Source organism: Paenibacillus sp. P4_A9 (genome assembly GCF_056402415.1).
On record NZ_JBFUHL010000031.1, the window covers coordinates 16,382 to 42,280 of the forward strand.

Below are 25,899 nucleotides of genomic sequence, written 5' to 3' on the forward strand. Positions count from 1 at the left end.
TTATAGTGCCACAAAATAGGCGAAATGACAAGACATGAACGACCCGCCAACCTACATGCCACCTATCCCCACTACTCCTTCTTCACCTTATATCTACTAACGGTAGTGTCTTTTTCCTCGCCTTCATTGCCAAATAACAAGCAGTTAAGATCGCACCCGATGTCCCGCAGATGATGTCCCACATGGTATCGAGTAAGCTCCCATTTTGTGAATTTAGACCGAGGAGGTGGTCTGTTGCGAACTCATATATTTCCCAAACACCCGCCATCGCGATGGAAAAGAACAAACAAAGCCACACCGCGACATGCGATGCAGAGGGTTCTGCCCCCTCTTGATGAGCAGTTGCTTTACTATAAATTAATAAGCCGATGAAGCATAGTATCACGCCCGAGAAGAGATGTTCCATTTTATCCAGATAGGGAATGACGCTATAATAGCCGAATTCGTTGGCAACGAACATCGTGACGAAAATAAACAGCAGCACACAGAACCGCAACGATGTGAACATGGTTGTCTTCGTCCATTTGACAACAAGTCGAATGAGCTGCAGAACGGCTACAATGAGCACCGCCTGGAACATTTTAGCCCAGTTTCCTTTCACCAAAAAATAGACAAAACAACCGCCAGCCAGTATGTACATCGCTAGTTCAAAGAGATCATTCCATCGATCCTTGCCCTTCATCTGATCCATCTCCCTATTGCAAAATGAGAAAAAGGAAGCACCTTTGCCTGTATTTTTCCAATTACTTATTTATCCTATGCCTTTGTTTGAACGAAATGAATTCTCTCTCCACAAAAGAAAAATCCCGCCTGTCCGCATTAAAGCGAAGGGCGGGTTCATTCCTGCTTATTTTTTGTCTGCAAGCCAAGTGGACAACGAACTAACTTCATCTTCGGAAAGCTTCCCTTTAAATCCTGGCATTGCACCCTTCCCATTCGAAACGATCGTGGCAAGTTGTTCCTTCGAGTGCTTTCCGCCAACTTTCTGGAGATTCGGTCCTACCATTCCTTCCAAATTAGCACCGTGACAGCTGACACAGTTTGCCTTGAAGACCACTTGTGCATCCACTTTGGTAGTTGTCCCTGTACTTGTCGTTGTCGTTGGTGTTGTTGTAGTCGTACCAGGAGTTGGGCTAGGTGTCGTTTCACTCTTTCCGCAAGCCGATAATGTCCCAGCAAGTAAGAGGGTGAGGACTACGATCTTTCTGTTCATGAGCATGCTTCTCCTCACATTCATAGGTTCAAATGCCGTGTATAGAAATCGGATACCTACCACTACATTGCCCGCGTTTCCATATTTTCATGCAAATCGTGCATAGGAAATACGCTTACAGACCAACATATCCATAACTACCCAGATATACATAAGTTGCCAAGGAGGAATGACAAGTTGGCTGACAACAACACGCATAATCATACGCCTGATCACTCACGTCGCCGCTTTCTCAAATACACCGGAACGGCCATTGGTGGCATCGTGGTTGGTGGCGTGATTGGAAGCGCAGTATCAGGAGGATTTAAGAAAGAGTCAACCACCTCCTCTCCCTCACCTTCCATTAGTCCTAAACCGCAAGTCACAGCTGATTATAACCAAGCTCCGATGTTTTTCAATCAATCTCAACTGCAAATTGCCGAAGCCGCAGCTGAGCGTATCTTTCCCAAGGACGATAGCGGCCCTGGTGCTGCTGAGCTTGGCGCTGCCTTTTATATTGACCATCAGTTAGCGAGTCCTTGGGGTGTGAATGCCCGTACGTATCGGATGGGACCGTTTGTGAAAGGTGAAGTGACACAGGGTGATTACCTCAGTATTCAACGTCATGAACTCGTCACGATGGGGCTGAACAGTCTAGAGGAAACAGCAAAGACCAAGCATTCGAAGGGCTTTGTAGATATTAAACCAGAAGAACAAGATGCGATTCTTACCTCGATGGAAAAAGGGGAAATTAGCGTCGTGAATGGGATTACGGGCAAAACCTTCTTTAATCTATTCCGCATGCTCGTCATGGAAGGCGTGTATTCCGATCCCTTGTATGGTGGGAATAAGAATATGGCTGGCTGGAAAATGCGTAAATATCCAGGCAATCAGATGAGTTATATGAATATGATCGACAAAGATCAATTCGTGGCACTCGAGCCACGCAGCTTGCATGATCATTTTGTTCATTAAAGGTTCGATTCTCTGGAAGAAAGGAATACGCCATGGCTACTAAAATGCCGAAAGTCCCCGTTGTCATTGTTGGTATGGGCTGGGTCGGGGGAATTATTGCCGCTGAACTAGCGAAACAGGGTGTCAAAGCTGTTGGCTTAGAGCGCGGGAAGCCGCGTAGTACCGCAGATTACTATATGGTGCATGATGAGCTGCGTTACGCCTCTCGTTATGATCTCATGCAGGATTTATCCAAAGAAACCGTGACATTCCGCAATACGGAGAAAATGGCCGCAGTGCCAATGCGCGAATACGGCTCCTTCCTGCTCGGGGAGGGTCTTGGCGGCGCGAGTGTGCATTGGAATGGACAAACATTACGATTTCTCCCTTACGACTTCGAAATTTACAGTAAAACAGTGGAACGCTATGGGAAACAGAAAATTCCGGAAGGCATGACGATTCAGGATTGGGGTATCACTTATGATACGTTAGAGCCCTATTTCGATAAATTCGAAAAATTAGCAGGTATTTCTGGTGAAGCTGAGCAGAATCCGCTAGTGGGCAAGCGTTCAGCTCCTTTCCCAACTAAACCGATGGTGAAAACACCCATCTTGAAATTATTTGAGGATGCTACCAAAAAGCTCGGTTACCATCCTTATATGATGCCTTCGGCTAACTTGTCGGAGCAGTATACGAACCCCGATGGCATTACCCGTGCAGCCTGTCAATATTGTGGCTATTGCGAGCGCTTTGGTTGTGAATACGGGGCAAAAGCAGATGTGATCGTGACCGTTCTCCCCGTTGCGCAGAAAAGCGGCAATTTCGAGCTGCGCTCTTACTCCAATGTGATCCAAGTCCTGAATGATGGCAAGAAAGCGAGCGGCGTCGTTTATGTGAACACAGTCACGGGAGAGCAATTCGAGCAGCCAGCGGACGTCGTCATTATGGCCAGCTATGTATTTAACAACATTAAGCTTCTCCTCACGTCGAAATTGGGTAAACCCTATGACCCAGCAACGGGTAAAGGTGTCATCGGTAAAAATTACTGCTACCAAACCAACGGTGGGAATGCGACAGGCTTTTTCGATGAAAAACAGTTCAACTTGTTTGCTGGCGCTGGCTCCCTGGGCATGGAGATTCCTGATTTCAATGGTGATAATTTCGACCATACAAATCTGAATTTCATCCATGGCGCGGGTATTCGTATCTCGCAAACCGGCCAACGGCCTATTGCGACGAATTCGGTTCCTAAGGGCACTCCAGCCTGGGGAAAAGATTTCAAGCAAAAATCGCTAAAATATGCGAACAGTGTCTTGTCCGTCTCTCCACAAGGAAGCAGCTTGCCGTGGAAACATCATTATGTGGATTTGGATCCGACCTATAAGGATGCCTACGGCTTACCGCTCCCTCGTATCACCTTCGATTTTGAAGAGCAGGATCGGCAAATGATCAAATTCGTAGCTGGTAAAGCGGCAGAAATCATGAAAGAAATGAACCCTTCGACCATTGGTTCTTCGGATCAGCTTGCACCGTACAATATCGTGCCCTATCAATCGACCCACAACACAGGCGGTGTGATTATGGGTGCTGATCCCTCCACTTCGGCTGTGAACTCGTATCTGCAAATGTGGGATGCGGAAAATGTATTCGTGGTAGGTGCATCAGCGTTTGCACATAACAGTGGTTACAATCCAACGGGAACCGTTGGGGCTTTGGCCTATCGGGCTGTCGAAGGCATTGCGAAATATTTGAAACAAGGCGGAAGTGTCGTTTAATGGAACAGGAAGATTGGATCTTACATTTAACCGAGGTTCGCAAGCGATTGCTCATCGTATTTGCCTGGTTCATCGTCACGCTGTGTATCGGCTTGTACCTCTCGTCAGATATCCTGTTGTACTTGAAATCACAGCCATTGATCGGCGAAATCAAGTGGAATGTGTTCTCGTTTACAGATGGGCTGATGATTTATATGAAATGTGCGTTTCTGTTCGCTGGCTTATTTACAGTGCCCGTCATTCTCTACCAAGCCTGGGCTTTCGTGAAGCCAGGACTTACTGAAAGTGAAGCCAGGAACGCGCTTCCTTACATCCCTGTCGCGTTTGCACTATTTATCATCGGTGTTTCGTTCAGCTATTGGATCGTGTTCCCGATGATGATGCGCTTCATGATCAAGATGAATCAATCGATTGGCGCCGTAGAAACCTATGGCATAGATCGCTATTTTGCTTTCCTGTTTCAAATTGTCATTCCGATGGCCATCGCGTTTGAGCTGCCTGTGGTTCTTCTGTTTTTAACGAAAATTGGGTTATTAACCCCTCAGCTTCTGAAAATGTCCAGAAAATATGCGTATGTCGCGCTCGCGATCACAGGCTCCTGCATTTCACCACCGGATATGATTTCACACTTATCGGTTACCGTTCCGTTAATTCTTTTGTTTGAAATCAGCGTGTTGGTTGCCGGCTGGCAATGGCGAGCTATGCAACGTGTTGCGAAGTTAAACTTAATTGAAGAATGAAAATAAGAGATATAAAATGAAATGAGGATGATTTGTATGTTTAACAATATCGGGGTTTCAGGATTAATCTTAATTCTGGCCATTGCTTTAATCGTTTTCGGACCTTCCAAGCTTCCGCAGCTTGGCCGCGCCTTCGGGGATACGCTACGTGAGTTTCGTAACTCAACCCGTAATATCATGGAAGATGGGGAACATGACCATTTGATTGAAAATGAAGGAAAGAAGCCTCCACTATAAGCGGAAGGTTGCATGCAAAAAGGAGCCTTTCACTTCGGTGAAAGAGCTCCTTTTTTAACAAATTATGATGACAAAAATCGTTACATACAACCTGGGAACATGCCTGTCGAGATCGCGATACGGTTCCAAGAATTAATGGTATTGATCGCCATAATCACAGTGACAAACTCGCGCTCGTCGAATTGCTTTCGTACACGATCAAACAATTCTTGTGGAACACCGGCCGCGGAAATCGTAGTTACGGCTTCTGTTAATTCTAACACCGCACGTTCCTTGTCTGTATACAAGGGTGCATCACGCCATGCGCTAAGCAAGTAGATACGTTGCTCGGTCTCGCCCATCTTGCGCAGCGCACTCGTATGCATATCCAAACAAAAAGCACAGCCATTGATCTGGGACGCTCTTATCTTAATAAACTCATAAAGGGTTGCATCTAACCCGCTTTCCTTAATGAATCCTTCTAACTTCATCATCGTTTGGTATGCCTCAGGGTTAACCTTACCGTGCTGAATTCTAACTTCCATTTGAAATCTCCTCCACATAACTCTTTTTTGTTTTACGCATATAAGACAAATGAGGTTGAAGTTTTGTGACATTACTGCATAAAAAAAATATGTACGTATCTAGTCCCCCATTCCCCTGTGTAGTGTAACCGCAGAAACCTACCACATACATACCTTCAATATTTCCCCATTTTCTTAACAACATAAGTGAGACAATCTGTCTTCAATTGAATCTGCCTACCATTACGCTCGATATCAAATGATAATTTCTTTTAATTGGTCCATCACCGTTTTCACAGGCTTTGATAACCATGAACCTTCTTCAAACAACTTATAATTCTCATAACAAGCTTCATGATATTTTCTTTCTTCATCTCTAATCTTGGTAATTCGCGAGTACTCGATCAACCAACAATCTCTAAGTTGCCCCTCGTGCATCTCATGAGCAATCAGTTCCTTCACTTTCACAAAGCCACAACGTTTATAGCAGCTGATCGCTCGAACATTCCATTGCTGCGGATCCATCACAACGCGATCTGCCTTAGCGACATCCATTAAATAATTAAGCATCGACGTCACAAGCAGCTTTCCGATCCCCTTATCCCAATAGGCCGTTTCACCTATGAACTGATCGGTTCCATAGATCTTCTCACCAGGGTCAGAATAGCCATATTCGAGGCGCTCCTCTTCACCCAGCTCATAGAATTGAATGTAGCCAATCGGCTGATTATGAAATTCGATGATGCATCGGGTCTCCGAATCTTCTTGATAAAAATGCGCATCCACCATATCCCCGTCATGTGGACGATCACGGCCTTCATAGTAGGTTAATACCAAGGGATCATTCAACCATTTAACTAACAGGTCCTTGTCACTAAGTTTGAGTTCTCGTACAGTTAGTGCTTCTGTTTGGTAGATTAGCATAGCGTACCTTCTTTCCAATTCTAACCGCACATAGTAGAGCTTCCTACTTATGGACAACCTCCTATAAGCAATTCCTTATTCGAACCCATCTAAATGCGCAATACAATTGTAGAGCAGGCATTCCCAACGATTGTCCATGTGTCGTAATTTTGTAACAGACGTATTATGCAAATGTTCTTCGATATCTTCATGCGTGATTAAATCCTTTAAAGTTAAGCTTAGTAAGCCACCATGACTTACGATTAGAACCTTTTGATTCGGATGTTTTGCGATCACTTCCTGAATGAAACTAACGCCACGCGCAGCAATAGCTTGGTACGTTTCCCTGCCCAAATCCAATTGGGACCAATCTTCCCCCCATTTTGCCACACGTTCTTCTTGCGTTGTTCCTTCAATCTCTCCACAGTACATTTCTCTTAGTCGAGGATCGGTTTGCACCTCAAGCTGTTTCACTTGACCGATATAGGCTGCCGTTTCCTGCGCTCGCCCCAAATCACTCGCATAGATGACATCCCACTCTTCATCCACCATGCGGTGCGCAAGCAGCTCCGCTTGTTTCCGCCCAGCTGCATTTAGAGGTATATTCGTATGACCTTGTATACGTCTTTCTGTGTTCCAATCTGTTACGCCATGTCGTATAAGTCCTATAACCGTCATTCCGTTTCATCCTCCAAATAAAATATCCAAAATGGTTCCCAAGGAACCTTTACTCTTACTATGTAACACATTCGGATCATACATTTCAACAAAACCACAATTCTCACACGAGACAAATAAGAAATGATGATGCTGAATATCAAACATCTTACTTAAGCCAGTCCCTGTCATGGCTACTTCCTTAATGCGACACTCTTCATGCTTACATTTGCTGCACTTGAATTGATGCGAGATTTGCTCTTCCAAAGTCAGATCTGCGATCTCCTCAAGCTCGGATAACTCCTCGACATCACTTTCATCCCACTTATGATCCAAATGGTTCATGAAAACTTCCTGCTTACACGCAGGACATATCTCGTCAACCAGCTGTACGTGTTCATGACACCAAGGACATTCGATCATCGCAAATCACAACCTTTCATGTTCGTCATTTTATATTTCCATGTGTGTCAAAATATACCTGCAGCTGCAGGCCGTTTTCATCTTCGAGATAGTCGGTTTAGTCCGAAATTGTCGAACTAATCTCATTGATCGCGTCATTAATTCTTAAATAGTCCTAAAAAGCCCAACTAACTCGACGCAAACGACCCTCACGCAAGGATATTGGGTAATTAGTTCGGCAGAATCTGACTATTGGTCTTTTTAGTAAGGAATCCTCGTTTTAGTTCGGATATATCGGACTAACGCAGTTTGAAGCTCAGCGTCCCCGATTTTCACAATGGCAAAAGAAATGTGATCTTTGTTCAGCGGATTTGCTGGTACTTCAAGTTTTCCCGGTACAAGTCCTTAACGAGCTTAATTTGGCTGTTTTAAAGGACTGAGATGGCCAATATAGGGTGTTGAAATAACCTTCACACCTATAAAACTTGTCCCCGCGTTCCTCCCATGAGACAATATATCTATTACTCTAGTTGGAGGCGAACGAGCATGTCTGAACAGGCAGCAACCATGGAAATAGGAATAAGTACTTTTTTGGAAACGACACCCGATCCCAAGACGGGTCAAATCATGAGCCACGCTGAACGGATTCGCAATGCCGTTGAGGAGATTGTGCTAGCCGATCAAGTCGGCTTGGACGTATATGGGATTGGCGAGCATCATCGCGCTGATTATGCAGGTACCGCTCCTGCTATCGTCTTAGCAGCAGCCGCTACAGTAACTAAGAATATTCGACTCACCAGTGCCGTTACCGTGCTTTCATCGGATGATCCAGTCCGTGTGTATCAATCGTTCTCCACACTCGATGGCATCTCGAATGGCCGTGCCGAAATCATGGCAGGTCGTGGCTCGTTCATCGAATCCTTCCCGTTATTCGGATACAGCCTTGACGACTACAATGAGTTATTTGAAGAAAAATTAGCATTATTGCTGAAAATACGTGAATCTGAGAAGGTCACTTGGCAAGGCACTCACCGTCCGGATATCCCAAATCTCGGTGTGTACCCTCGTTCCGTTCAGAGCCCGCTTCCTGTCTGGATTGCGAGCGGTGGAAATCAAGAATCAGCGATCCGCGCAGGTATTCTAGGACTCCCAATTGCTTTCGCCATCATTGGCGGAATGCCAGAAAGCTTTGCACCCTTAGTGGCGCTGTATAAAGAAGCCGCCCGACAATCCGGTCACAATCCTGATACGTTGCAGATTGCCACACATTCTCATGGCTTTGTGAGCGACACGAGTGAGAGGGCTGCTGAGTTATTTTACGCGCCGACCGCTGCGCAAATGAACGTCATCGGACGCGAACGCGGTTGGGGGCAAGCCTACAATCGTGCTACCTTCGACGCTGCTCGCAGTCTTCGCGGCGCACTCTATGTAGGTGATCCGGAGTATGTCGCCGAGAAAATCCTGCTTTTACGCAAAAACCTAGGCGTTACACGCTTCTTCCTCCATCTCAACGTCGGTACGATGCCGCATCGTGAGATGCTTCATGCTATTGAACTGTTGGGCACAAAAGTGGCGCCAATTGTACGTAAAGAGCTTGCTCGTGGCAGCTCGGCTACATAAATGCGACAAAAAATAGCTGGAAATTTCGAGATTTTCGAAATTTTCCAGCTATTTCCCATTTCACCTATAGAAATTGTTCCACGCCCGTCTCCGCAGATCGGTATACAGCCTCTAGCGCAGCAATCACACTTCGCGCATACAGCGGCGGACAACTCGTTTCACTTTTTGCCTCAATCGCGATCAACAGATCCTTATACTGCAATTCGAAAGGGGTATCCATGGATGGCACATCCACCTTTTCATAAGCACCGCCACGACTGATCCATAAGCTATCACCGGTTACAAGCTTCAGCATCCCTGCCGTTCCAATGATCTCCGTCTCATTCCGAGTGGCCCCAGGATAGCCAGACTGTGCAATCGTTGCAGGTAACCCTGAGGCTAACTCCAAATAGATCATGCCGCTTCCTTCGACATTTCCTCTTTTTCCATGGTGACTTACCGAGGCGCTCACTTTACGAACTGAACTCTCCATCAGCCACTGAATTTTATCGATCGAATGCGTGCCCAGATTGGCAAGAATACCCCCGCCTGATTTTTCCTTTTCCAGAAACCACTGAGGCCTCGAGTCTTGAAAATAATTCAGATGCCTGACATCATTAATCATGACAATCTCACCTAGTTCTCCACTTTCAAGGATTCGCTTCGCATGAATATTCTCCGCCATATAATGCTGTGTATGCCCGATTAGGATGCGAATATCCGCTTTATTTACGACTTCAATTATGTCATCACATTCAGCAACGGACAAGGCCATCGGCTTCTCTAGCATGAGGTGACAACCGTGCTCAGCAGCGAAAATAGCTGTTTCTCTATGTAAAAAATGTGGCAATGCTATGACCACGATATCCGGTCGTTCTTGTCGAATGAGCTCTTGATAATCACTGTAGGCCCGAATACCATAAGTTTCAGCAATGGCTACTGCTTTCTCGATTTGAATATCCGCAACAGCACAAGCTACAAATCCCTCGGTACTTCTAATCGCATCAAAATGATGACCAGCAATGGCCCCCGCACCAAGGACTGCTACCTTTAAATCGGCTCTCTCCATCATTGCATTTCTCTCCCTTAGCACCTATGTATTAGGCTATAAGTATACGGTTAGACCCGTTTCTCGGCTTTCATTGGCCGCTTCCATAAATCGAATAATTTGCAGCGTCTCATCTTGATCAATATCAGGTGATCCCGTCACAAACATCGTCATAATCTTTTCCAAAAGACTAGCATAATACGGTTTAGGATGTCTATTTACATCGATAAACTGCGTGTGTGATTCATGATGCAGCAGCGCACCAAATTGATTGTTGCCTTTGCGATTCCCTCGAATTGTGCCCATGACCCCATTTTCCCATACACCCGTAATAACATCATGATCTTCCGTCGTTGCTGCAGTCACTTTAAGACAGCCCTTACCAAGCGAGCGAAAAAGCATCTCCACCGTATGCACACCATACCAGAAAAGCCCTGGTTGTGTCGGTTGTAAGGCCATTGGACCGTAACAATCCATTCCAATAATCTTGCTAGTATCGGATTCTTCTAAGGCAATCGTCAATTCCTCTGCGTATCTTAACGAAGAACAACTCATGATGGAGATATTTTGCGTGTGTGCGATTGAGAAGATATCACGTGCTTCTGAAGAAGAAACTGTCATAGGTTTATCAATAAAAATGGGCCGACGGTACGCTGCTACACGATGAAACTGGTCAAGATGAATGCGACCATCAACAGACGTCATCAGAATACCATCACAATTTGCTGCAACTTCCTCTGGTGAGTCGACGATTTGCACACCTCTATCGCGAAGCTGCGCTGTAAACCCTTCAATGCGGGAATAGCTCATCTCAAAATCTGGCGAACCACCAGGATAAGCAATGGTTACCTGGCCACCTGCAACATGAAAAGGATGATCCTTGTCGTTTAACATTTGTGAAAATGTAGGTGCATGCGAGGAATCGATGCCAATAATACCAATTCGTAATGTAGATTGATTCATAAGTAGAACAGCCTCCAAGATTGATTGAATGATATTATAATTTAAAATGTGAACCCCTTGATCGAGAAACCCTTCTCACCCATCATAATGAACATCCGCATAAGAGACAAGTCTTTTAATAGTCTATATATGATGGGATCAACCCCCACTATCACGTAAATAAGCCTCCCTCATTGGGAAGCTCATCGTCTAAACCTCATCTTGCTCTCACGTATCAATTAACCAATAAACTGGGTAAGGACATAGTTAAACCGATCTCTTTCCTCCCAGAAACCGCCGTGCCCACTGTAATGAAACGGTACTAGCTGAGAGTTAGGAATCCGTTTATTCATGTCAACCGCTTGCTGATACGGAATCACTTTGTCATGAATACCATGTACAATCAAGGTCGGCACCTCGATTCGTCCTAGATCGGCAGCCACATTCTCATCTCGCAGCAATCGAATAACTGCTGCGGTTGACCAGCTAGCTGCTTCTAAACCCATTTGAAAAAACCAATCCGAGAATCGCTCCGTAATATACTGAAAGAAGAACATATCCGTTACACCTTGCAGCATATTCGCGCGATCGTTGGCATTTTGTTTCAACAATGCTGCCGCGGTTTCGTTGGTAAACCCCGTGGGAGCAGCTGCATCGATCAGCACAAGCTTTGATACGCCTTGGCCCTGATGTCTGGTCATATATCGGATAGCGATCGCGCCGCCTGTCGAGTGACCTGCCAGCGTTATCCCTTCCAGCTTTAACGCTAGAATCACAGCATGCAAATCATCCGCCAGCCGATCGAACGTATAACCATCCATCGGTTTATCCGATTGTCCGAATCCCCGCCAGTCCATCCCAATACAGCGATATCCCATTCCAGGGAGCACGTTGAACTGATACTCAAATTGTGTATGCGACAAAGGCCACCCATGTATAAACAGGATGGTCTTCGTCCCTTTTGGATTTACATCTTCAATAAACAATTTCACACCATTTTCGACTTGAACATAGTATCCCACGATTGACGCCTCCGTTATGGAAATCACTTCAGTCCAATACGTTATTCAACTAGGCAAATATCGGTGTCAATGGCGTGCAGCGTGTTCATAATTATTCCTCTTTTTGATGGTTCGTATAGACACCAATGACAGATAGTAACGCAGCTACGCCATTGGCAATGGCATTTGCTGTGTCATCTGTAATCAAGTCCATACCAAATGCGTCCAAAATTAATTTAGCTGCACCTAATAAACCTAAAGCTAACGTGTAATAGTTGATTGTTTTCATATCTCTCACCACCCGTCTGTTAAAGGATGCTTTATACTATGTGAGAGAGTACGAGCCTGAACAGTTCGAATAGAGGGGGGAAAAGGCACAAAAAATTATCTTCTGGCTGGGTAGGGTCTTGGTTGTACCATATAATGGATTTCCACCATTGCGTATTTTGCATGATTTGCAAAAGGCAAAAAGACGACCTACACCCAAAAAACTGGGTAATTAGGTCGTCTTTTATTCTTGCCTCAAAGCTACCCGATAAACCAAACTCCTTCATCGGCCATCTCAACGGATGCTAGCATTTCTTTAAAATAATTCTACTCACTCACTTCAGCCCTAACCTCATAATTCGAAGACACATAAGTCACAGCCTTCGCCTCAGTCATGACTTGTGCATACATCATATCCGGCTGCGGCTCCTTTAAGGAGTACTTCACGATCGCTTGACCACCCGACTGGAACTCGATGCGATCAATGGTAATGCCATATCCAGGATTTGGCTTGATGCCTCTGGAGAGTGTAACTTTGTTCACATCAGCGTTCACTTTTTCAATCGATACCGTGACTTCTTCTACTTGTGGTGGTTTCTGCACATGCGCCTCTAGCACACGAATGGCGTTGTACAACCAGTTCGCGGCTTCTCCTCTTGTTAGCTCACTTTTGGGATTGAATTTGCCGTTCCCATCCAGAGCGGTGATTTTGTAAAGCAGCAATCTTTGAATCGTACCTTGATAATCCACGGTAAGCTGATCTTCATCTTTGATAGGGATATACATTTTCACTAATGGAAATTGACCTTTGGTCTCCAGTGCTTTTACGAGTAAATGACCGAATTGTTCACGGGTGATCGTCGCATTCGGATTCACATCTTTCGGAATATCCAGATTGCTGTAATGGGCAATGATGAACGCTTCGGCATACCAGGCATCATTGGGGATGTTCGAATAGCTATCCGATGCTAGAGGTTGCTTGATGAAACGCAAATTGTCCATATTCAGGTTCAGACCTTTGACGATCATTTGGACACTTTGCGCATAACTGATTTTACCCTTCGGCACAAAATGCTCGTTATCAAAGCCACTCACGATACCTCGGTCTTTTAACGCTAGAATGGCTGTTGCTTGTCCCTCCTCTAGATCTGTGAACGCGTAGGCCGAACCGAAGGTCAAACTACTGCACAACAGGATGGATAAGCTGAAAGCTGCTATTTTTTTCATACGTGTACTCCTCTCGTTACGTGGATGGCATCATGTACCATTTGATTTGGTTACCTTCCTAACGCTGGGATCAGAGAGAATGTTGCAGCCACCTGCCATTTATTATCCAAGAGAAATTAGTAATTCCCGCAAAGCAATGGCCTCTTCATGCTCAGGTGATTGCGAAATCGTTCGATCAATATACTGCTTCGCAGCATCATCCTGCCCCAACTCGTAGTAGCACACCGCCATCTCATAGAGAACAGTCGCATCATTCTCAAGCTTAGGCTGTGTTCGTTCAAAATAAGGAATAGCCTCCTGATACATATCCATTTGATATAACAGAATCGCACAAGCTAACGCAACATCCGTATTGCCATCCATTGGATAATAATGTGCCCACATTCGCTCAATTCCTTGCTGAAGCGCAATCCATTCATGGTCAGCACTATCTGGAATCAACGCAATAAGGCGTTTGGTACATGGTAGTAGAAATTGCGTATCATAGCCGCTTAACCGCCATAAAGCCAGAAGCTGAGGCATTGTTTTATGCTCCACTTGTGTATCGAAGGCTTCTTTTAAATTAAAAAAATCATCGGGACCAAATCGCTCAACAAACCTCTCATAGGCTAGTCGAGTAAGTCCATATTGGACGGGTTCGGAAAAATTGAGAATACATCCAATGTTTATATAGATATAGGGATGCTTCGTGAACAATGGCAGGGCACCCTGCGCTTCGCACACGTAGCTTAACGCATGATAATTCGCAGTTAATGAAATGCTGCCGTGATGAATAAGCTTCGGGGGTTCGTTATACTCCCAGCATTCTAAGCGATGATCCCCTTTATCAGCGGTAATCAACAGAAATTCACCTTGAGACAGTGCTTTCAACCGGTCTAAACATCGCAAGCTTACTTCAGGGATTAGGATATGTGAATCCGATAGGTGCTGCCGATATACATCGATTAACTTACGATAAGGATAGGAATCGTCTTCATACGCTTGCTCACGTTGGTAATGATAACTCCCTACAACCTCTTTCAACTGCTGGGAAGCACTCAGCGAGGACGCCCCCTCTGGAAATTGCAGCGAAATCCGACAATCATACACCTGTTGATCTTCAACATAAATTAATTCCTGCGGCAGGCTATCGAAAAAGTAATTCGCCAATATCACAAGCGGTTGCACCAGATCACCTGATTCAATGCGTTCCCCAGCATGCTTTAAATGAATGTCCTTATCATGAACTGCGTCAAATTTAGCAAAGTCAAGAACCCCTTGCTCCACAAAAGGTGCTAAACTGGCGTGCTGCCGCCAGAAGGCGATATTTTTCTCAGCCAAATCACTCATCACATATTTAAATGGCGGCAATGGAATTCCTGCCGTTTGTGTAAGCTTCGTTAACTCTTGAAGCACATAAAAAGCAAATTGACCCGAACCCGCTCCAAGCTCGAGGATGATCACACGTTCCTTCAATTGCCCCAATCTCGCACGATCCTGTAGAAAGCTGAACAGCATTTCCGCATACGAAATGGCCATTACCCGATTACTGGTTATATATTGTGGAACATCTCCACTTTGCCAAGCTGTAATCCCCACTTCCTCATAATAAGCACGTTGCAGCTCCCATATGGGTGCTTCACTAAATCGGTACATATTCTGCTCTAATTGCGTCATTCGTGGCCCTCTTTCCTTGCATGTCATTTTTTTTCGCACTTACGTCATCTGGGCATATAGTAATACATCACTACGCGAGAGGAAGACCACAATGACATACCTGAATGAGAATTACTCCAATCCCGACACATCATGGCCTAATCCATATCAACTACCGTATGCTCCTACACATTGGCCTTATATGCCAACCCCTTGGATCCAAGAGGATGACTCATCCTACCGTGCAAAAGAGCAGCCGTTAACATTCGTTCTCGTCCATGGCTCATGGGCGGATACCAGCTTCTGGGCAGGCATTGCTTCTGAGTTAAGCAAAAAAGGTCATACCGTCTACGTCCCAGAGTATCCAGGACATGGCGCTGACCCCAATAAAAATGCGACACATGCGATGATGTCCAAATCGATTGCGGATTTCATCATCTCACATAAGCTGCATAACGTAATCCTTGTCGCACATAGCTTTGGAGGTACTTTGATCCAAAAAGTAGCTGAACTTGTTCCCGATCGCTTGAAGCGACTGGTATTTCTGAATGCCTTCGTCCTCAAGGACGGCGGTATGCCCGCCGATGAGTTCCCTCCACACATCATTGAACAATTTAAGCAGCTCGTCGCGAGCTCTAAGAACAACACGCTCATGCTGCCTTTTGAACTGTTTAGAGAAACATTTATGAATTTGGCTACACTGGAGCAAGCAAAACGCATGTATAGTAAGGCATCACCTGAGCCAGCTGGCCCCTTATTCGAGAAATTAGATCTGAAGAAATTTTATAGCCTTCCTATTCCCAAAAGCTACGTATACCTCATGGAAGACAATCTCATTCCATTTGGCGATCCCAACTATGGTTGGCATCCGCATATGTCTAGCCGACTCGGCATATTCCGCTTCCTGCAAGTCCATGGCGATCATATGACGACTCCGCAATACGAGCCCAAGCTCATCGCACGCAAGCTATACGAAGCTGCCCGAGACTAACTTTGGAAGCTTATGATGCGCAAGCTGATGTTCCTGCCTTCGCATTAGCCTTCAACCAATTCAATATATCGTCTAACGTGCGAACAGGCACGATAAGGAGATCACCTGCTCCTTTTCTCGCATCTGCTTCATTCTGAGCAGGAACAAAAAACACATCCGCATTCGTACGGCTCACCGTATAGGCTTTCTGAACGAGCCCACCGACCGGACCTACGGAGCCATCGGGTTCGATCGTCCCCGTCCCTGCAACGTGATGCCCATACGTTACACCACAGGGTGTCAGCTGGTCAATTAGCGTTAACGCAAGCATGGCCCCATGGGACGGTCCACCCTCGTGCAATAAGTAATTATGATACGTCACAAGATCTGGGATATCGTATCTGAGCTCATTCGCAATCATGATTCCGATGGATGCACGTGTTGGATCGTCCGTACTTGCACGTGTAGCAACCGTCAACTCGACCTTCGCCTGATTACGAATCACGGACAGTTTGATGGATTCGCCTGGTTTTACTCCATGCATCCGCTCGCTAAGCTCTTGAATCATCGTAACTGGATGTCCGTTCAATGCCGTAATGACATCGCTTGGCTGCAGCACCTCTGATGCTTTTGTATTTTGCAAAACAGCCGTAATCCGAACACCTTCCGAGATGACCCCTTTGCCCAAACCCACTTTATGGAAGGCAATCGCACTACCCGCGGCGTTCGCATCCGCCTTCATTGTACGCACTTCTTGATTGTACTCGCCTATCGACATACCAAGTGTTTCAATCTTCTCAAACGTGTAGTCTTTAAAAAGCTTCGCATACAACCAATCCACCGGAAACGCCGGCCGTTCGAAAATAAGAACACCCGATATATCACCATGGGATGATCCGCCTTGCGCTTGCGCATACCGATTCATATTGAGCGTTATGCCCGGATAGGTCACTAAGTACTTGGTCGGCCACAGCATCAACAATAAGAGACCAAGTGTCACACCAAATACAATCAGACTTTGGCGTGGCATCTTTCGTTTCTTCCGTTCGTGCAAGACCATATCTACGGAGATCAGAAGCAGACTAAGAATCATTGCGGAAGCAGAGAACTCCAGCTTTTTGGGCATGGAAACCACGATAACAACACTCAATAAACATACGAAACTGATAAGGCCACGAAACACCTTCAACCTCAGCGTTTGCGACTGAACGAGGTGCAGGAGAGCAGCTATCATCCACAGCAATGGAACTAGAGCTATCGCAAAAATTAACAGATCGATGAGATCTATCCAATACAAGCGTGTCCCCCATCTTAACGGATCTGGCAGCCAGACTAGCTCACCCAACATGATTAACAGGAGGATTATACCGATCCCCCAGAGATAAAGCTTGTGCCAAAGTGCCATCGCACACATCCTTTTTGCAGACAAAACTACGGTTACAACGCGATGCTTAACTGCTGGACAACCTCATCATATGAGAGCTTCCCACCAAAAATATCAAGTGCACTGCCAATCGTAATATCTAGTTTCCCTTGAGAAAGCTCTCTAAACAACGCCAAATCCTCAAACGATCTTGCGCCGCCAGCATACGTTGTTGGTATGGTGACCCACTCGGCCAAGGAGCTTACGAGACTTTGTTGAATGCCGCTCTGCTTCCCCTCTACATCCACCGCATGTATCAGAAATTCATCGCAATACTGCTCAAAAAACTGAATCGTCTCTTGATTTAACTCCACATCACTTAACTGTTTCCATTGATTGGTAGCCACATACCACTTGCCATCTTTTTCTTTGCAGCTCAGATCAATGACCAATTTCTCTTTACCGATTGCCGCTACGATACGTGCAAGATTGTCCATATTCAACTGTCCATCGCGGAAAATATAAGACGTCACGATCACGTGAGATGCCCCTTGCTCCAGATAAAAGCTCGCATTCTCCGCCTGTATGCCGCCGCCGATTTGCAGACCGCCTGGATAAGCTTGAAGCGCATGAATCGCTTCTTCCTTATTCCCCTCACCAAGCATGATCACATGCCCGCCGGTTAAACGATCTCTTTTAAACATCTCCGCATAATACGTTGAGTCATACGAAGACACAAAATTCTCAACAACCGGCTGCCCCTCGCCACCCAAGGTTTCACCGACAATTTGTTTCACTTTTCCGTTATGTAAATCAATACAAGGTCTAAATTTCATGACGTTATGTTTCCCCTCTAACATTCGTAGTACTTGAACGATTTTCCATACAGTATACCACAAAAAAGCCCTCCAAGGAGGGCTCACACGTCCGGATTACTTCTTATCGAATCCTTCTTCTTCCAAATACTCTTGAACCTCTTCATACGTCTCAAAGGCGCAATCGAGATTTTCACCCGCGTAGATATACCACAAATCCTCCACGAAAGTAACACTCAACGTATTTCCGTCCTCATCCTCCCAAATTTCTTCTTGGGGAACTTGAACGTCCTCCACCGACTTTGTTACCTTAGGACTACCGCTGCGAGTTAAAGACTGAATCGACTTCGCGATGATTGCGCGGAGCTCGTCTTCACTATAATCCCGAATATTAATTAAACCTTTGGCATCTACCGTACAACCTGGGATGTATTCGGCATACACAAATCCATTTCCATTCGGGTGAAGATGATAAAGAACAGTTGTCTTCTCATAATCACTTTCTACATAATGAAAATTGATTCGTCCCAATGAAACATCCTTACGCTGAAGCTCAGGGAAGGATGCTGCAATTGCTAACTTTTCGTCTAAACTAAGCATACATGCCCCCGTAACTTACTCGATCACTTGAATTTTGAACACGTTCTCCAACTTACCGTCCGCTCTTTTCTTAAGGGGCACTTTAATATCTCTTCCAAGCTCTTTGAAAAAAGTCTCAACATCACACTGTACATTAGAAAGAACAACTTTAAATGAACCATCCTGTACGATATTCTGATTAGCTTCAGCAGGCACCGTAATATCAACTGCATACTTCTTCGTTAGCGTGTTAATATAACGACTAAAAATTTCAATGAGCTCCTCATTATTGAAATTTTCGATTACTACTTTGCCCTTGTTTGTAAAATTTAAATGAACGTTCACTATTAAATGTCCCCTTTTCCTGTACACCCTGTATTTGCTTGTGGGTAAAAGCCTACATCGTTCGAAAAATGCTTCACTTCTATTTTACTTGTTAATAGGGGTATGAAGCAACAAAAAAGCCAAATTCATTTTCAGTAAACAAAAAGAAGCAGGTATTTCCTGCCTCTACGGGTATTGCTTCTATACTAATTATGCCACATTTACCTAATTTCTACGCACGAATGGCATTAAGCTTTTTCAGAAATTCGTCTTATACGCGTTTGATATCGGTTAATGGAAATGATTCGAAACTCACCGAATGTGATTATCCGCTCGCGAACAGCTTCGGGAAAGGTAACGTGATATACTTCCAATTGATCATCAAGCTCGTTATACCAAGGTAATAAATTCATTTTAATGACGAGAACTCGCTCACTCACATCCCAACTCCACCTTTTCGACGCAGCTTCCTATTTGCAATTTACACCCGCGTCTTTTTGGATTCACTTGCTCAATAAATATTTCGCATACAGCATCGGTGTTTCATATGTGCGATAGAATGTCTTGTTCAAATTCAAATGTTTATATTGATAACGCTGATCCCTGCCATTCACTTCGATTAACCAAATCGCACCTTGATCATCGATCCCGATATCCATCCCAACATCGGAGATCGATGGAATTTGCTGACTCAAGCTCTCTGCAATTTGCAAAGCCGCCTTTTCAACCTGCTCCCTTTTCAGAACAGGGTCGAAGCCATTACTAAGGAACAACGTCTCACAAATCATGGCTTCACCGCCTCTTGCCAAATTCGTGACATGACGCCCCTGTGCAGCAACCTTTCCAGCTATCCCAGTCACAACCCATTGTCCTTTGTCTCCACGTTGTACAGATACGCGTAAGTCATAAGGACGACCATCAAACGTCGCTAGAGGAATCGCTTTTTGAATCAAATACGATTGACCGCTGACTTTCTCATCTATAAAATCAATGACTTGTTGTTCATCAAGCTGCCTAGGCTTTTGCTTACTCCACCACACCTGCCATATTTGCTCTGGTAACGCAGAAACCTTCAGCACACCTTTTCCAACAGAGCTGTTAGTAGGTTTAACAAAGAAGGCCGTATAGCGGCTCATCGCCTTTACCACATTATCACGCGAGTAAGTCATGGCTTTAGGAAGAAAGGCAGAGCTTTCGGTACTCGCACGTAACAATCGATGAATGAGAAGCTTATCATGCCTATTTTGACCATTGAAAACATGGCTAATCTTTGCCAGAGTATCGAGTTTCTTTTGTGAAAATGGGGAAAGCGTCATCGCACGGTTATGAATGACCTTAGGGATCGGCAGCCGCATTAATGTGTACTTATTATTTTCATAAAACAAGCCAAGAGCAGACTTCGTGGTCACGTGCTTTAAGCACATGTAAAAAGGAGTCATCCCTAGCTCAACAGCTGCTTTATTATAGAAGTCGATATGTTCAAATCCCGTTTGCTTCCGAAGAATGCCGAGATATGTTTTACGATCTAGGAGAATTCCGATCACATTACGCACATTATCACCTCTCCACGCTTGCGTTCATCCTACTAATATATGCAGAATTGGCCTAAATGGACCTGTTTCACAACAGGAAATCGTGACATCAGGCTATGCCTCATACGAAGTTGACTCATGGGAAGTGAAGTGCTACAATTCAAGCAAATTTGGATTTTACATTGTTTGGAGGGGATGTCTCTGAACCCTTTTACACGTAGATGCTGTTGGACAATCATGGTCTGGCTGATTCTCGGACTATTCGTCTTTCCATTAACACCCCCTATTTCCAACCATGCTTCAGCCGATACCGATGTTCTCATTTCAGCCAATACGACTCAGGTCTTGACCATTCAACAGCAGCCGCCTTCTAAGGAAATCATACATGTTTATGAAAACAAGATTCACCTGCATGACCAGTTTAACAAGCAATATGAAATGACAATCTTTGTTGTTTTCATCGTGTATCTTGCTAGCCTAATCTGGAAAAAGCTTAAAGTTATTCTGCTTGCCTTCCTCAAATTCACATCACGTTATGCGGGCCTCATTCCTTCTTACTCATAAGTAACGAAATGAATGATGAGGAAAAGAGGAAACTTTCATGGCTAATTCATTAACAGGTACGGAACAGGCGCAAGCGCAAATGCAGCATCGGAAATTAACAAGAATCAAATTTGCACGCAGAATTCTTTTTATGATTATTGGTACGATTCTCGTTTCTATCGGGTTGGAAATTTTCTTAATCCCCAATCATATTATCGATGGTGGCATCGTAGGTATTTCCATCATCATTTCTCATTTATCCGGATTTCCAATCGGTATATTTCTTGTCGTACTCAATCTGCCGTTCGTCTTGCTCGGTTATAAACAAATTGGCAAAACCTTTGCGATATCCACCACGTTCTCGGTCATCCTTATGTCCATCGGTACCACGTTACTTCATCCCGTCCAAGCGCTCACCATCGATCCTTTGTTAGCTGCCGTTTTCGGCGGGATTATCCTTGGGGTTGGCGTTGGACTCGTCATTCGATCAGGGGGTTCACTGGATGGAACCGAGATTGTAGCCATTTTATTTAGTAAAAAAATGCCCTTCTCTGTCGGCGAAATTGTCATGTTCTTCAACTTATTCATTCTAGGCAGCGCAGGCTTTGTCTTTGGCTGGGATCGTGCGATGTATTCTCTGATTGCTTACTTTATCGCTTTCAAAATGATTGATATCACGATCGAGGGTCTTGATCAATCCAAATCCGTTTGGATTATCAGCGATGAATATGAGAAAATCGGGGATTCGATCACGAGTCGACTGGGTCGGGGAGTCACGTACCTCAAGGGCGAAGGCGCCTTCACAGGCGATGATAAAAAAGTCATCTTCAGCGTCATTACACGACTGGAAGAAGCGAAGCTTAAATCCATCGTTGACGACTTAGATCCCAAAGCCTTCCTTGCCATTGGGAATATCCACGATGTGAAGGGTGGCAGGTTTAAGAAGAAGGATATTCATTAAGAGTGGCTGGATCATGGAATCCGAACCACATACTACTCGGAGCCGAAGCCGTATGTCCCTGTATGTTTTCCATTTATTAGGTGAGCTGAAACTGCTGCCCACACAGAAAAGCCTACAATCACGCACTCCGTGTGAATTGTAGGCTTTTTCCATGCCGCGCAGCTTACTCTGCTTGGCTCCAATACGAACGCAGATCAACCTTCTGGCCCAGCTTCGCGCTGTCCAGCGCGCCCAATACCATCGCCATGCTCTTGATATTGTCGCGGCAATCGGTCTCCGCGCGGCGTCCTTCGGCCAGCGCCGCGAACATCTCATCCAAGCAGCCGGCATGGCCGCTGCTACCAGACCAGTTCACGTTCGCGTCCACGCGCGTGAACTCCTTAAGGAACTTGCCGTCGTCATCAGTGCCGGCAGCAACAACCTCCGCGTACGGCGCACCCGCTCCGTCCCACAAAGCAGTGCCATGCTGGCCCGTCACGCGCCAATCCGCCTCCCAGGAGGTCGGCGCACCTTCCGCGCACCAAGAGCCGCGGTAGCAGAACACAGAGCCGTCTGACATCTCATAGATGCAGATCGCAGAAGCATTCCCGGCATACCACGAGCCGGGTGGGTTAAATTCCTGGCAGTACACCGAGACGGGGTCTGCCCCGGTAATAAAACGAGCCTGATCGAACGTATGGATCGCCATATCTAGAATAAGCGGGCTTTCCATCGCATCGCGGAACCCACCAAAATGCGGACCCAGGAAGAAGTCCGCACCGACATACCCCACTCGACCAATCGTGCCGGATTGGATCAACTCTCGAAAGGCGCGGATATTCGCGTCATACCGACGATTTTGCATAACAGCTAACGATTTCCCAGCTTCTTCAGCAATCTGAATTAGCTCCCGTGCCTCGTCCATGGTAGCAGCCATCGGTTTCTCCCCAAGCACATCACATCCATTGCGAAGCGCCGTACTTCCGACTTGGAAGTGACTCGCTGGAATCGTAATATCCAGAACCAGATTGGCGCCATTATCACGGATGGCCGTTTCAACATCCGTATACACGCCACAAGTTAGCCCATGACGATCAGCCATAGCTTGCGCGAACTCTGCTTTAATATCAACGAGCGCGACAATCTCACACCCATGTCTCTGCTTCATATTTTCAACCCACACGTTCGCCATACCGCCACAACCCACAACAATTACGCGATAGCTACTCATCGATAAATGACCTCCAACAGCCTTTACTAGCGTGTCCCCACACCGTTTATATCTGCTATTCTATCCCTTTTATCGCCTCATCGCTCTATCCAATCTTGTCGTAAAATGGTCCCATTTTGTGCATTGGAAGCGCATACGTACAAGCCGTTAACAAAAGATTTGAAATAACTCAAAAATAAAGTGCATAGCCTCTTCCTCGTCCTTCCCTCTCGTTAGCAAACGCAGCGTTGTGCCTGCCTTGATAGGAACTAACAGCATACCTAATACACTTTTCACATCAACCTTATGGTGCTTATCATCAAACTGAAAGTCGAGTGTGATATCCGAAATAAAATGAGATGATTTCACCGAAATACCAGATAAATCACTTCGTTCTAAATCTTTTGAAATCTTAAATTCATGTACGCGCATGCCGCTCAACTCCCTTTCCAAGACATTTGGAGGTTTGTGATTTCTCATTATGTGTGGTATTATACAAGGATATTTCTGTAAAGTGAAGTGTTGAAAATGCCCTATATTGATAGTTTACTAGATTCATTCAAAAAAAACAGCCCAATCCCCCGACCTTAGGTCGAGGGATTTTTTTTCCTTCGGGAAACACTTCTGCAGGAGGTCATCATTCATGCACAATAACAACAAGTCATCGGTTTGGGCCATTTGGCTCTCCCTCATCAGTAACATTTTACTAACGATTATCAAACTTATTATCGGCCTCATTTTTCATAGTGAAGTCCTGCTAGCAGACGGCGTTCATAACGCGGGAGACATCATCGCGACCGTAGCCGCACTAAGTGCTATGCGGATCTCCAAGCTTCCAGCGGATGAAGATCATCCGTATGGCCATGGCAAAGCCGAAGTGCTTGGCTCGGGATTTGTTGCTTTTATCCTGGTGATTGCTGCCCTGTATATCGGTTATCACGCCGTGACTGCTTTATTTCACGAGCCTAGCGTGCCAAGTATCATCGCCTTAATCGCCTCTGCCGTTTCGGTTGTATGGAAATACCTCCTATATATATACACCATGCGGATCGGGCGCAGTACCAACAGTAAAAGCTTGATCGCGACTGCGAAAGATCATATAGCCGATGTGTACGCCTCACTTGCAGCAGTTGTAGGTATTGGATTGGCCTTTGTCGGCAAAGCCTATGACATTCACTGGCTTGCCTATGGCGATGCAGCGGCTGGGGTGATCGTGTCCATATTAGTTCTGAAACTTGGAATAGAAATGGCGAAAGAATCCTTCGATGTCCTCATGGAAAAAACCGTCGATCAGCATATGCTTTCGCAATTCACTGCGCTGATCGAAGCGGTTCCTCAGGTCAAACGGATTGATCGTGTACGTGCGCGAGAGCACGGACATTATATTTTGGTCGATGCGCGAATTTCCGTCCCAGGCGATTTGACGATTCAACAAGGGCATGACATCTCACGTGCGATCAAGAAATCGATTATGGAACACCACAGCGACGTGGACGAAGTCCTGATACATTTGAATCCGTGGTACGAGAAATGATCCATTTTATTACTCTTGTATTTCACCTGTTTCAAAATAACTGTATTTGAGCGAAAAAAAACGCCTCTTTCCCTAAAGGGACGAGTGCGTTAGACATACTGAACCGTCGTGAACATGCCTCCGGTAGTCTTCGTCATATTGTTCGATGAGTGGTGCGGCATATGACAATGAAGCGGCCAAATGCCGGGGTTTTGAGCTGAAAATTCAATATCGATGGTGACACCGCTAGGCACAAGTATCGTATTGCGCAGTTCCCGATTGAAGTGAGGAATATCGTTCCCATCTGCGGCTACGACCCAGAACTGATGCCCGTGCAAATGAATTGGGTGCGCGTTCATCCCGATATTTCCAAACCGAATACGCATTTCCTCACCAAATCGAACGGGTAACGGGGTTGTATGTGGGAAGCAGCGACCATTCATCGTAAAAAAATTAAAGGCATCCGACATCGTATCAAGCTCATAGTGCCCTGCCTTCACCACGCCTTTTTCCATGCCTTTTAAATGAAACTCCTGCAGCATAATGAAATAGTCGCGCTGGGCGCTGCATTCATAGGGATCTTCAATGATAAAGCCACCGCCCAAGCCCATTAACTCTTGAAACGCCGTGTCAACATGGGTGTGATACATATGCGTACCTGGTGGATTAACAATTTGAAAATGATAATCAAAATATTGCCCTTGTTCTATATATGGTGAGGGCTCAACGGCTGGCACGCCGTCCATACGATTCGGCACATCAAGTCCATGCCAATGCACGCTTGTTGCCTCTGGCAGCCGATTGTGGACGCGAATGGTCACCCAATCCCCCGGACATACACGTATCGTCGGTCCCGGAATGCTGCCGTTGTATCCCCACCCTTTTAAGAATACGCCTGGTAGAATTTCTTGCACAACCGGCTCAGCTACCAACTCAAAAAACTTCACACCTTGCAGCACGACAAAGCTAAGATCTCGTAGATCCGGTGATACGACCATGGCATATCCCTCCCGATTCAACGCGCCATA

General features: G+C 45.5%; 30 protein-coding genes. 9 read left to right on the top strand and 21 right to left on the bottom strand.

The window, feature by feature from the left end; all coding sequences use genetic code 11:
* Window positions 1–82: 82 nt before the first annotated feature.
* Both AC1DVJ_RS18860 and AC1DVJ_RS18865 read right to left on the bottom strand, forming a co-directional pair.
* Window positions 83–682 carry a DUF2238 domain-containing protein gene (locus AC1DVJ_RS18860; protein ID WP_477592773.1) on the bottom strand — a complete coding sequence of 200 codons (600 nt, stop codon included), beginning with the start codon at window positions 680–682 and terminating at the stop codon, window positions 83–85.
* A 165-nt stretch (window positions 683–847) separates the two neighbouring features.
* Window positions 848–1,213, bottom strand: coding sequence for a c-type cytochrome (locus AC1DVJ_RS18865; RefSeq protein WP_477592774.1), 366 nt, complete (start codon window positions 1,211–1,213; stop codon window positions 848–850).
* Window positions 1,214–1,390: 177 nt separating this feature from the next.
* Between AC1DVJ_RS18865 and AC1DVJ_RS18870 the strand changes: the two genes are divergently transcribed.
* The 4 genes from AC1DVJ_RS18870 to tatA are packed head-to-tail and all read left to right on the top strand — an operon-like array spanning window position 1,391 to window position 4,898.
* Window positions 1,391–2,167 carry a gluconate 2-dehydrogenase subunit 3 family protein gene (locus AC1DVJ_RS18870; RefSeq protein WP_477592775.1) on the top strand — a complete coding sequence of 259 codons (777 nt, stop codon included), beginning with the start codon at window positions 1,391–1,393 and terminating at the stop codon, window positions 2,165–2,167.
* A gap of 32 nt (window positions 2,168–2,199) precedes the next feature.
* The gene (locus tag AC1DVJ_RS18875) at window positions 2,200–3,921 is read left to right on the top strand and encodes a GMC family oxidoreductase (protein ID WP_477592776.1); all 1,722 of its coding nucleotides are present in this window, start codon (window positions 2,200–2,202) and stop codon (window positions 3,919–3,921) included.
* Window positions 3,921–4,661: a twin-arginine translocase subunit TatC gene (gene tatC, locus AC1DVJ_RS18880; RefSeq protein WP_477592777.1), complete on the top strand. Its 741-nt coding sequence runs from the start codon at window positions 3,921–3,923 to the stop codon at window positions 4,659–4,661. Before AC1DVJ_RS18875 ends, tatC begins: the two co-directional genes overlap by 1 nt.
* A 36-nt stretch (window positions 4,662–4,697) precedes the next feature.
* On the top strand, window positions 4,698–4,898 hold the full coding sequence (tatA, locus tag AC1DVJ_RS18885; RefSeq protein WP_028555878.1) for a twin-arginine translocase TatA/TatE family subunit: 201 nt from the start codon (window positions 4,698–4,700) through the stop codon (window positions 4,896–4,898).
* A gap of 80 nt (window positions 4,899–4,978) precedes the next feature.
* On the opposite strand, the gene AC1DVJ_RS18890 is transcribed toward tatA, so the two are convergent.
* The 4 genes from AC1DVJ_RS18890 to AC1DVJ_RS18905 form a co-directional block, all read right to left on the bottom strand.
* A complete protein-coding gene (locus AC1DVJ_RS18890) occupies window positions 4,979–5,422 on the bottom strand; it encodes a carboxymuconolactone decarboxylase family protein (protein WP_477592778.1) in 444 nt (147 codons plus the stop codon).
* A 234-nt stretch (window positions 5,423–5,656) separates the two neighbouring features.
* Window positions 5,657–6,325 (bottom strand): GNAT family N-acetyltransferase, encoded by a 669-nt coding sequence (locus AC1DVJ_RS18895; RefSeq protein WP_477592779.1) that lies wholly within the window; start codon window positions 6,323–6,325, stop codon window positions 5,657–5,659.
* Between the two features lie 75 nt (window positions 6,326–6,400).
* On the bottom strand, window positions 6,401–6,982 hold the full coding sequence (locus AC1DVJ_RS18900; protein WP_477592780.1) for a histidine phosphatase family protein: 582 nt from the start codon (window positions 6,980–6,982) through the stop codon (window positions 6,401–6,403).
* A gap of 6 nt (window positions 6,983–6,988) precedes the next feature.
* A complete protein-coding gene (locus AC1DVJ_RS18905) occupies window positions 6,989–7,306 on the bottom strand; it encodes a zinc ribbon domain-containing protein (protein ID WP_477592781.1) in 318 nt (105 codons plus the stop codon).
* Window positions 7,307–7,909: 603 nt separating this feature from the next.
* Here AC1DVJ_RS18905 and AC1DVJ_RS18910 point away from each other — a divergent pair.
* Window positions 7,910–8,983 carry an LLM class flavin-dependent oxidoreductase gene (locus tag AC1DVJ_RS18910; RefSeq protein WP_477592782.1) on the top strand — a complete coding sequence of 358 codons (1,074 nt, stop codon included), beginning with the start codon at window positions 7,910–7,912 and terminating at the stop codon, window positions 8,981–8,983.
* A 64-nt stretch (window positions 8,984–9,047) separates the two neighbouring features.
* On the opposite strand, the gene AC1DVJ_RS18915 is transcribed toward AC1DVJ_RS18910, so the two are convergent.
* The 6 genes from AC1DVJ_RS18915 to AC1DVJ_RS18940 form a co-directional block, all read right to left on the bottom strand.
* Window positions 9,048–10,034 (bottom strand): Gfo/Idh/MocA family protein, encoded by a 987-nt coding sequence (locus tag AC1DVJ_RS18915; RefSeq protein WP_477592783.1) that lies wholly within the window; start codon window positions 10,032–10,034, stop codon window positions 9,048–9,050.
* Window positions 10,035–10,067: 33 nt separating this feature from the next.
* Window positions 10,068–10,973 carry a Gfo/Idh/MocA family protein gene (locus tag AC1DVJ_RS18920; RefSeq protein ID WP_477592784.1) on the bottom strand — a complete coding sequence of 302 codons (906 nt, stop codon included), beginning with the start codon at window positions 10,971–10,973 and terminating at the stop codon, window positions 10,068–10,070.
* Window positions 10,974–11,191: 218 nt separating this feature from the next.
* Window positions 11,192–11,974 carry an alpha/beta fold hydrolase gene (locus AC1DVJ_RS18925; protein WP_477592785.1) on the bottom strand — a complete coding sequence of 261 codons (783 nt, stop codon included), beginning with the start codon at window positions 11,972–11,974 and terminating at the stop codon, window positions 11,192–11,194.
* Between the two features lie 91 nt (window positions 11,975–12,065).
* Window positions 12,066–12,242, bottom strand: coding sequence for a hypothetical protein (locus AC1DVJ_RS18930; RefSeq protein WP_477592786.1), 177 nt, complete (start codon window positions 12,240–12,242; stop codon window positions 12,066–12,068).
* 305 nt (window positions 12,243–12,547) lie between these two features.
* A complete protein-coding gene (locus AC1DVJ_RS18935) occupies window positions 12,548–13,447 on the bottom strand; it encodes an S-layer homology domain-containing protein (protein WP_477592787.1) in 900 nt (299 codons plus the stop codon).
* Between the two features lie 102 nt (window positions 13,448–13,549).
* Complete coding sequence (locus AC1DVJ_RS18940; RefSeq protein WP_477592788.1) at window positions 13,550–15,103, bottom strand: tetratricopeptide repeat protein; 1,554 nt, start codon at window positions 15,101–15,103, stop codon at window positions 13,550–13,552.
* A gap of 91 nt (window positions 15,104–15,194) precedes the next feature.
* Between AC1DVJ_RS18940 and AC1DVJ_RS18945 the strand changes: the two genes are divergently transcribed.
* The gene (locus AC1DVJ_RS18945) at window positions 15,195–16,073 is read left to right on the top strand and encodes an alpha/beta fold hydrolase (protein ID WP_477592789.1); all 879 of its coding nucleotides are present in this window, start codon (window positions 15,195–15,197) and stop codon (window positions 16,071–16,073) included.
* Window positions 16,074–16,083: 10 nt separating this feature from the next.
* Here the strand turns inward: AC1DVJ_RS18945 and AC1DVJ_RS18950 are convergent, their stop codons facing one another.
* From AC1DVJ_RS18950 to AC1DVJ_RS18975, 6 genes are all read right to left on the bottom strand, one after another.
* Window positions 16,084–17,457, bottom strand: a complete 1,374-nt coding sequence (locus AC1DVJ_RS18950; RefSeq protein ID WP_477592790.1) for a PDZ domain-containing protein — start codon at window positions 17,455–17,457, stop codon at window positions 16,084–16,086.
* Window positions 17,458–17,489: 32 nt separating this feature from the next.
* Window positions 17,490–18,251: a phosphoribosylformimino-5-aminoimidazole carboxamide ribotide isomerase gene (gene hisA / locus AC1DVJ_RS18955; RefSeq protein WP_477592791.1), complete on the bottom strand. Its 762-nt coding sequence runs from the start codon at window positions 18,249–18,251 to the stop codon at window positions 17,490–17,492.
* 96 nt (window positions 18,252–18,347) lie between these two features.
* Window positions 18,348–18,830 carry a hypothetical protein gene (locus tag AC1DVJ_RS18960; RefSeq protein ID WP_477592792.1) on the bottom strand — a complete coding sequence of 161 codons (483 nt, stop codon included), beginning with the start codon at window positions 18,828–18,830 and terminating at the stop codon, window positions 18,348–18,350.
* A gap of 15 nt (window positions 18,831–18,845) precedes the next feature.
* On the bottom strand, window positions 18,846–19,154 hold the full coding sequence (locus AC1DVJ_RS18965; protein ID WP_028555908.1) for a hypothetical protein: 309 nt from the start codon (window positions 19,152–19,154) through the stop codon (window positions 18,846–18,848).
* A gap of 227 nt (window positions 19,155–19,381) precedes the next feature.
* The gene (locus AC1DVJ_RS18970; RefSeq protein ID WP_477592793.1) at window positions 19,382–19,573 is read right to left on the bottom strand and encodes a hypothetical protein; all 192 of its coding nucleotides are present in this window, start codon (window positions 19,571–19,573) and stop codon (window positions 19,382–19,384) included.
* Window positions 19,574–19,636: 63 nt separating this feature from the next.
* Window positions 19,637–20,677: a YheC/YheD family endospore coat-associated protein gene (locus AC1DVJ_RS18975; RefSeq protein ID WP_477592794.1), complete on the bottom strand. Its 1,041-nt coding sequence runs from the start codon at window positions 20,675–20,677 to the stop codon at window positions 19,637–19,639.
* Window positions 20,678–20,803: 126 nt separating this feature from the next.
* Here AC1DVJ_RS18975 and AC1DVJ_RS18980 point away from each other — a divergent pair, with 126 nt between their 5' ends.
* A complete protein-coding gene (locus tag AC1DVJ_RS18980; protein WP_477592795.1) occupies window positions 20,804–21,229 on the top strand; it encodes a hypothetical protein in 426 nt (141 codons plus the stop codon).
* 37 nt (window positions 21,230–21,266) lie between these two features.
* Window positions 21,267–22,169, top strand: coding sequence for a YitT family protein (locus tag AC1DVJ_RS18985; RefSeq protein WP_477592796.1), 903 nt, complete (start codon window positions 21,267–21,269; stop codon window positions 22,167–22,169).
* Between the two features lie 163 nt (window positions 22,170–22,332).
* On the opposite strand, the gene AC1DVJ_RS18990 is transcribed toward AC1DVJ_RS18985, so the two are convergent.
* The gene (locus AC1DVJ_RS18990) at window positions 22,333–23,379 is read right to left on the bottom strand and encodes a Gfo/Idh/MocA family protein (protein ID WP_477592797.1); all 1,047 of its coding nucleotides are present in this window, start codon (window positions 23,377–23,379) and stop codon (window positions 22,333–22,335) included.
* Between the two features lie 147 nt (window positions 23,380–23,526).
* Window positions 23,527–23,790, bottom strand: a complete 264-nt coding sequence (locus tag AC1DVJ_RS18995; RefSeq protein ID WP_477592798.1) for an HPr family phosphocarrier protein — start codon at window positions 23,788–23,790, stop codon at window positions 23,527–23,529.
* Between the two features lie 211 nt (window positions 23,791–24,001).
* Here AC1DVJ_RS18995 and AC1DVJ_RS19000 point away from each other — a divergent pair, with 211 nt between their 5' ends.
* Window positions 24,002–24,892, top strand: a complete 891-nt coding sequence (locus AC1DVJ_RS19000; protein WP_477592799.1) for a cation diffusion facilitator family transporter — start codon at window positions 24,002–24,004, stop codon at window positions 24,890–24,892.
* Between the two features lie 89 nt (window positions 24,893–24,981).
* Here the strand turns inward: AC1DVJ_RS19000 and AC1DVJ_RS19005 are convergent, their stop codons facing one another.
* On the bottom strand, window positions 24,982–25,869 hold the full coding sequence (locus AC1DVJ_RS19005; RefSeq protein ID WP_477592800.1) for a multicopper oxidase family protein: 888 nt from the start codon (window positions 25,867–25,869) through the stop codon (window positions 24,982–24,984).
* Window positions 25,870–25,899: the final 30 nt, after the last annotated feature.

What these genes read in the sequence shown, in the direction of transcription:
- AC1DVJ_RS18905 (WP_477592781.1), bottom strand. Translation starts at nt 7,306, where the DNA reads ATGAACCATTTGGATCATAAGTGGGATGAAAGTGATGTCGAGGAGTTA.
- AC1DVJ_RS18860 (WP_477592773.1), bottom strand. Translation starts at nt 682, where the DNA reads ATGAAGGGCAAGGATCGATGGAATGATCTCTTTGAACTAGCGATGTAC.
- AC1DVJ_RS18940 (WP_477592788.1), bottom strand. Translation starts at nt 15,103, where the DNA reads ATGACGCAATTAGAGCAGAATATGTACCGATTTAGTGAAGCACCCATA.
- AC1DVJ_RS18935 (WP_477592787.1), bottom strand. Translation starts at nt 13,447, where the DNA reads ATGAAAAAAATAGCAGCTTTCAGCTTATCCATCCTGTTGTGCAGTAGT.
- AC1DVJ_RS18980 (WP_477592795.1), top strand. Translation starts at nt 20,804, where the DNA reads ATGGGAAGTGAAGTGCTACAATTCAAGCAAATTTGGATTTTACATTGT.
- tatA (WP_028555878.1), top strand. Translation starts at nt 4,698, where the DNA reads ATGTTTAACAATATCGGGGTTTCAGGATTAATCTTAATTCTGGCCATT.
- hisA (WP_477592791.1), bottom strand. Translation starts at nt 18,251, where the DNA reads ATGAAATTTAGACCTTGTATTGATTTACATAACGGAAAAGTGAAACAA.
- tatC (WP_477592777.1), top strand. Translation starts at nt 3,921, where the DNA reads ATGGAACAGGAAGATTGGATCTTACATTTAACCGAGGTTCGCAAGCGA.
- AC1DVJ_RS18875 (WP_477592776.1), top strand. Translation starts at nt 2,200, where the DNA reads ATGGCTACTAAAATGCCGAAAGTCCCCGTTGTCATTGTTGGTATGGGC.
- AC1DVJ_RS18915 (WP_477592783.1), bottom strand. Translation starts at nt 10,034, where the DNA reads ATGATGGAGAGAGCCGATTTAAAGGTAGCAGTCCTTGGTGCGGGGGCC.
- AC1DVJ_RS18930 (WP_477592786.1), bottom strand. Translation starts at nt 12,242, where the DNA reads ATGAAAACAATCAACTATTACACGTTAGCTTTAGGTTTATTAGGTGCA.
- AC1DVJ_RS18945 (WP_477592789.1), top strand. Translation starts at nt 15,195, where the DNA reads ATGACATACCTGAATGAGAATTACTCCAATCCCGACACATCATGGCCT.
- AC1DVJ_RS18950 (WP_477592790.1), bottom strand. Translation starts at nt 17,457, where the DNA reads ATGGCACTTTGGCACAAGCTTTATCTCTGGGGGATCGGTATAATCCTC.
- AC1DVJ_RS19005 (WP_477592800.1), bottom strand. Translation starts at nt 25,869, where the DNA reads ATGGTCGTATCACCGGATCTACGAGATCTTAGCTTTGTCGTGCTGCAA.
- AC1DVJ_RS18920 (WP_477592784.1), bottom strand. Translation starts at nt 10,973, where the DNA reads ATGAATCAATCTACATTACGAATTGGTATTATTGGCATCGATTCCTCG.
- AC1DVJ_RS18865 (WP_477592774.1), bottom strand. Translation starts at nt 1,213, where the DNA reads ATGAACAGAAAGATCGTAGTCCTCACCCTCTTACTTGCTGGGACATTA.
- AC1DVJ_RS18895 (WP_477592779.1), bottom strand. Translation starts at nt 6,325, where the DNA reads ATGCTAATCTACCAAACAGAAGCACTAACTGTACGAGAACTCAAACTT.
- AC1DVJ_RS18960 (WP_477592792.1), bottom strand. Translation starts at nt 18,830, where the DNA reads ATGCTTAGTTTAGACGAAAAGTTAGCAATTGCAGCATCCTTCCCTGAG.
- AC1DVJ_RS19000 (WP_477592799.1), top strand. Translation starts at nt 24,002, where the DNA reads ATGCACAATAACAACAAGTCATCGGTTTGGGCCATTTGGCTCTCCCTC.
- AC1DVJ_RS18985 (WP_477592796.1), top strand. Translation starts at nt 21,267, where the DNA reads ATGGCTAATTCATTAACAGGTACGGAACAGGCGCAAGCGCAAATGCAG.
- AC1DVJ_RS18900 (WP_477592780.1), bottom strand. Translation starts at nt 6,982, where the DNA reads ATGACGGTTATAGGACTTATACGACATGGCGTAACAGATTGGAACACA.
- AC1DVJ_RS18990 (WP_477592797.1), bottom strand. Translation starts at nt 23,379, where the DNA reads ATGAGTAGCTATCGCGTAATTGTTGTGGGTTGTGGCGGTATGGCGAAC.
- AC1DVJ_RS18890 (WP_477592778.1), bottom strand. Translation starts at nt 5,422, where the DNA reads ATGGAAGTTAGAATTCAGCACGGTAAGGTTAACCCTGAGGCATACCAA.
- AC1DVJ_RS18995 (WP_477592798.1), bottom strand. Translation starts at nt 23,790, where the DNA reads ATGCGCGTACATGAATTTAAGATTTCAAAAGATTTAGAACGAAGTGAT.
- AC1DVJ_RS18910 (WP_477592782.1), top strand. Translation starts at nt 7,910, where the DNA reads ATGTCTGAACAGGCAGCAACCATGGAAATAGGAATAAGTACTTTTTTG.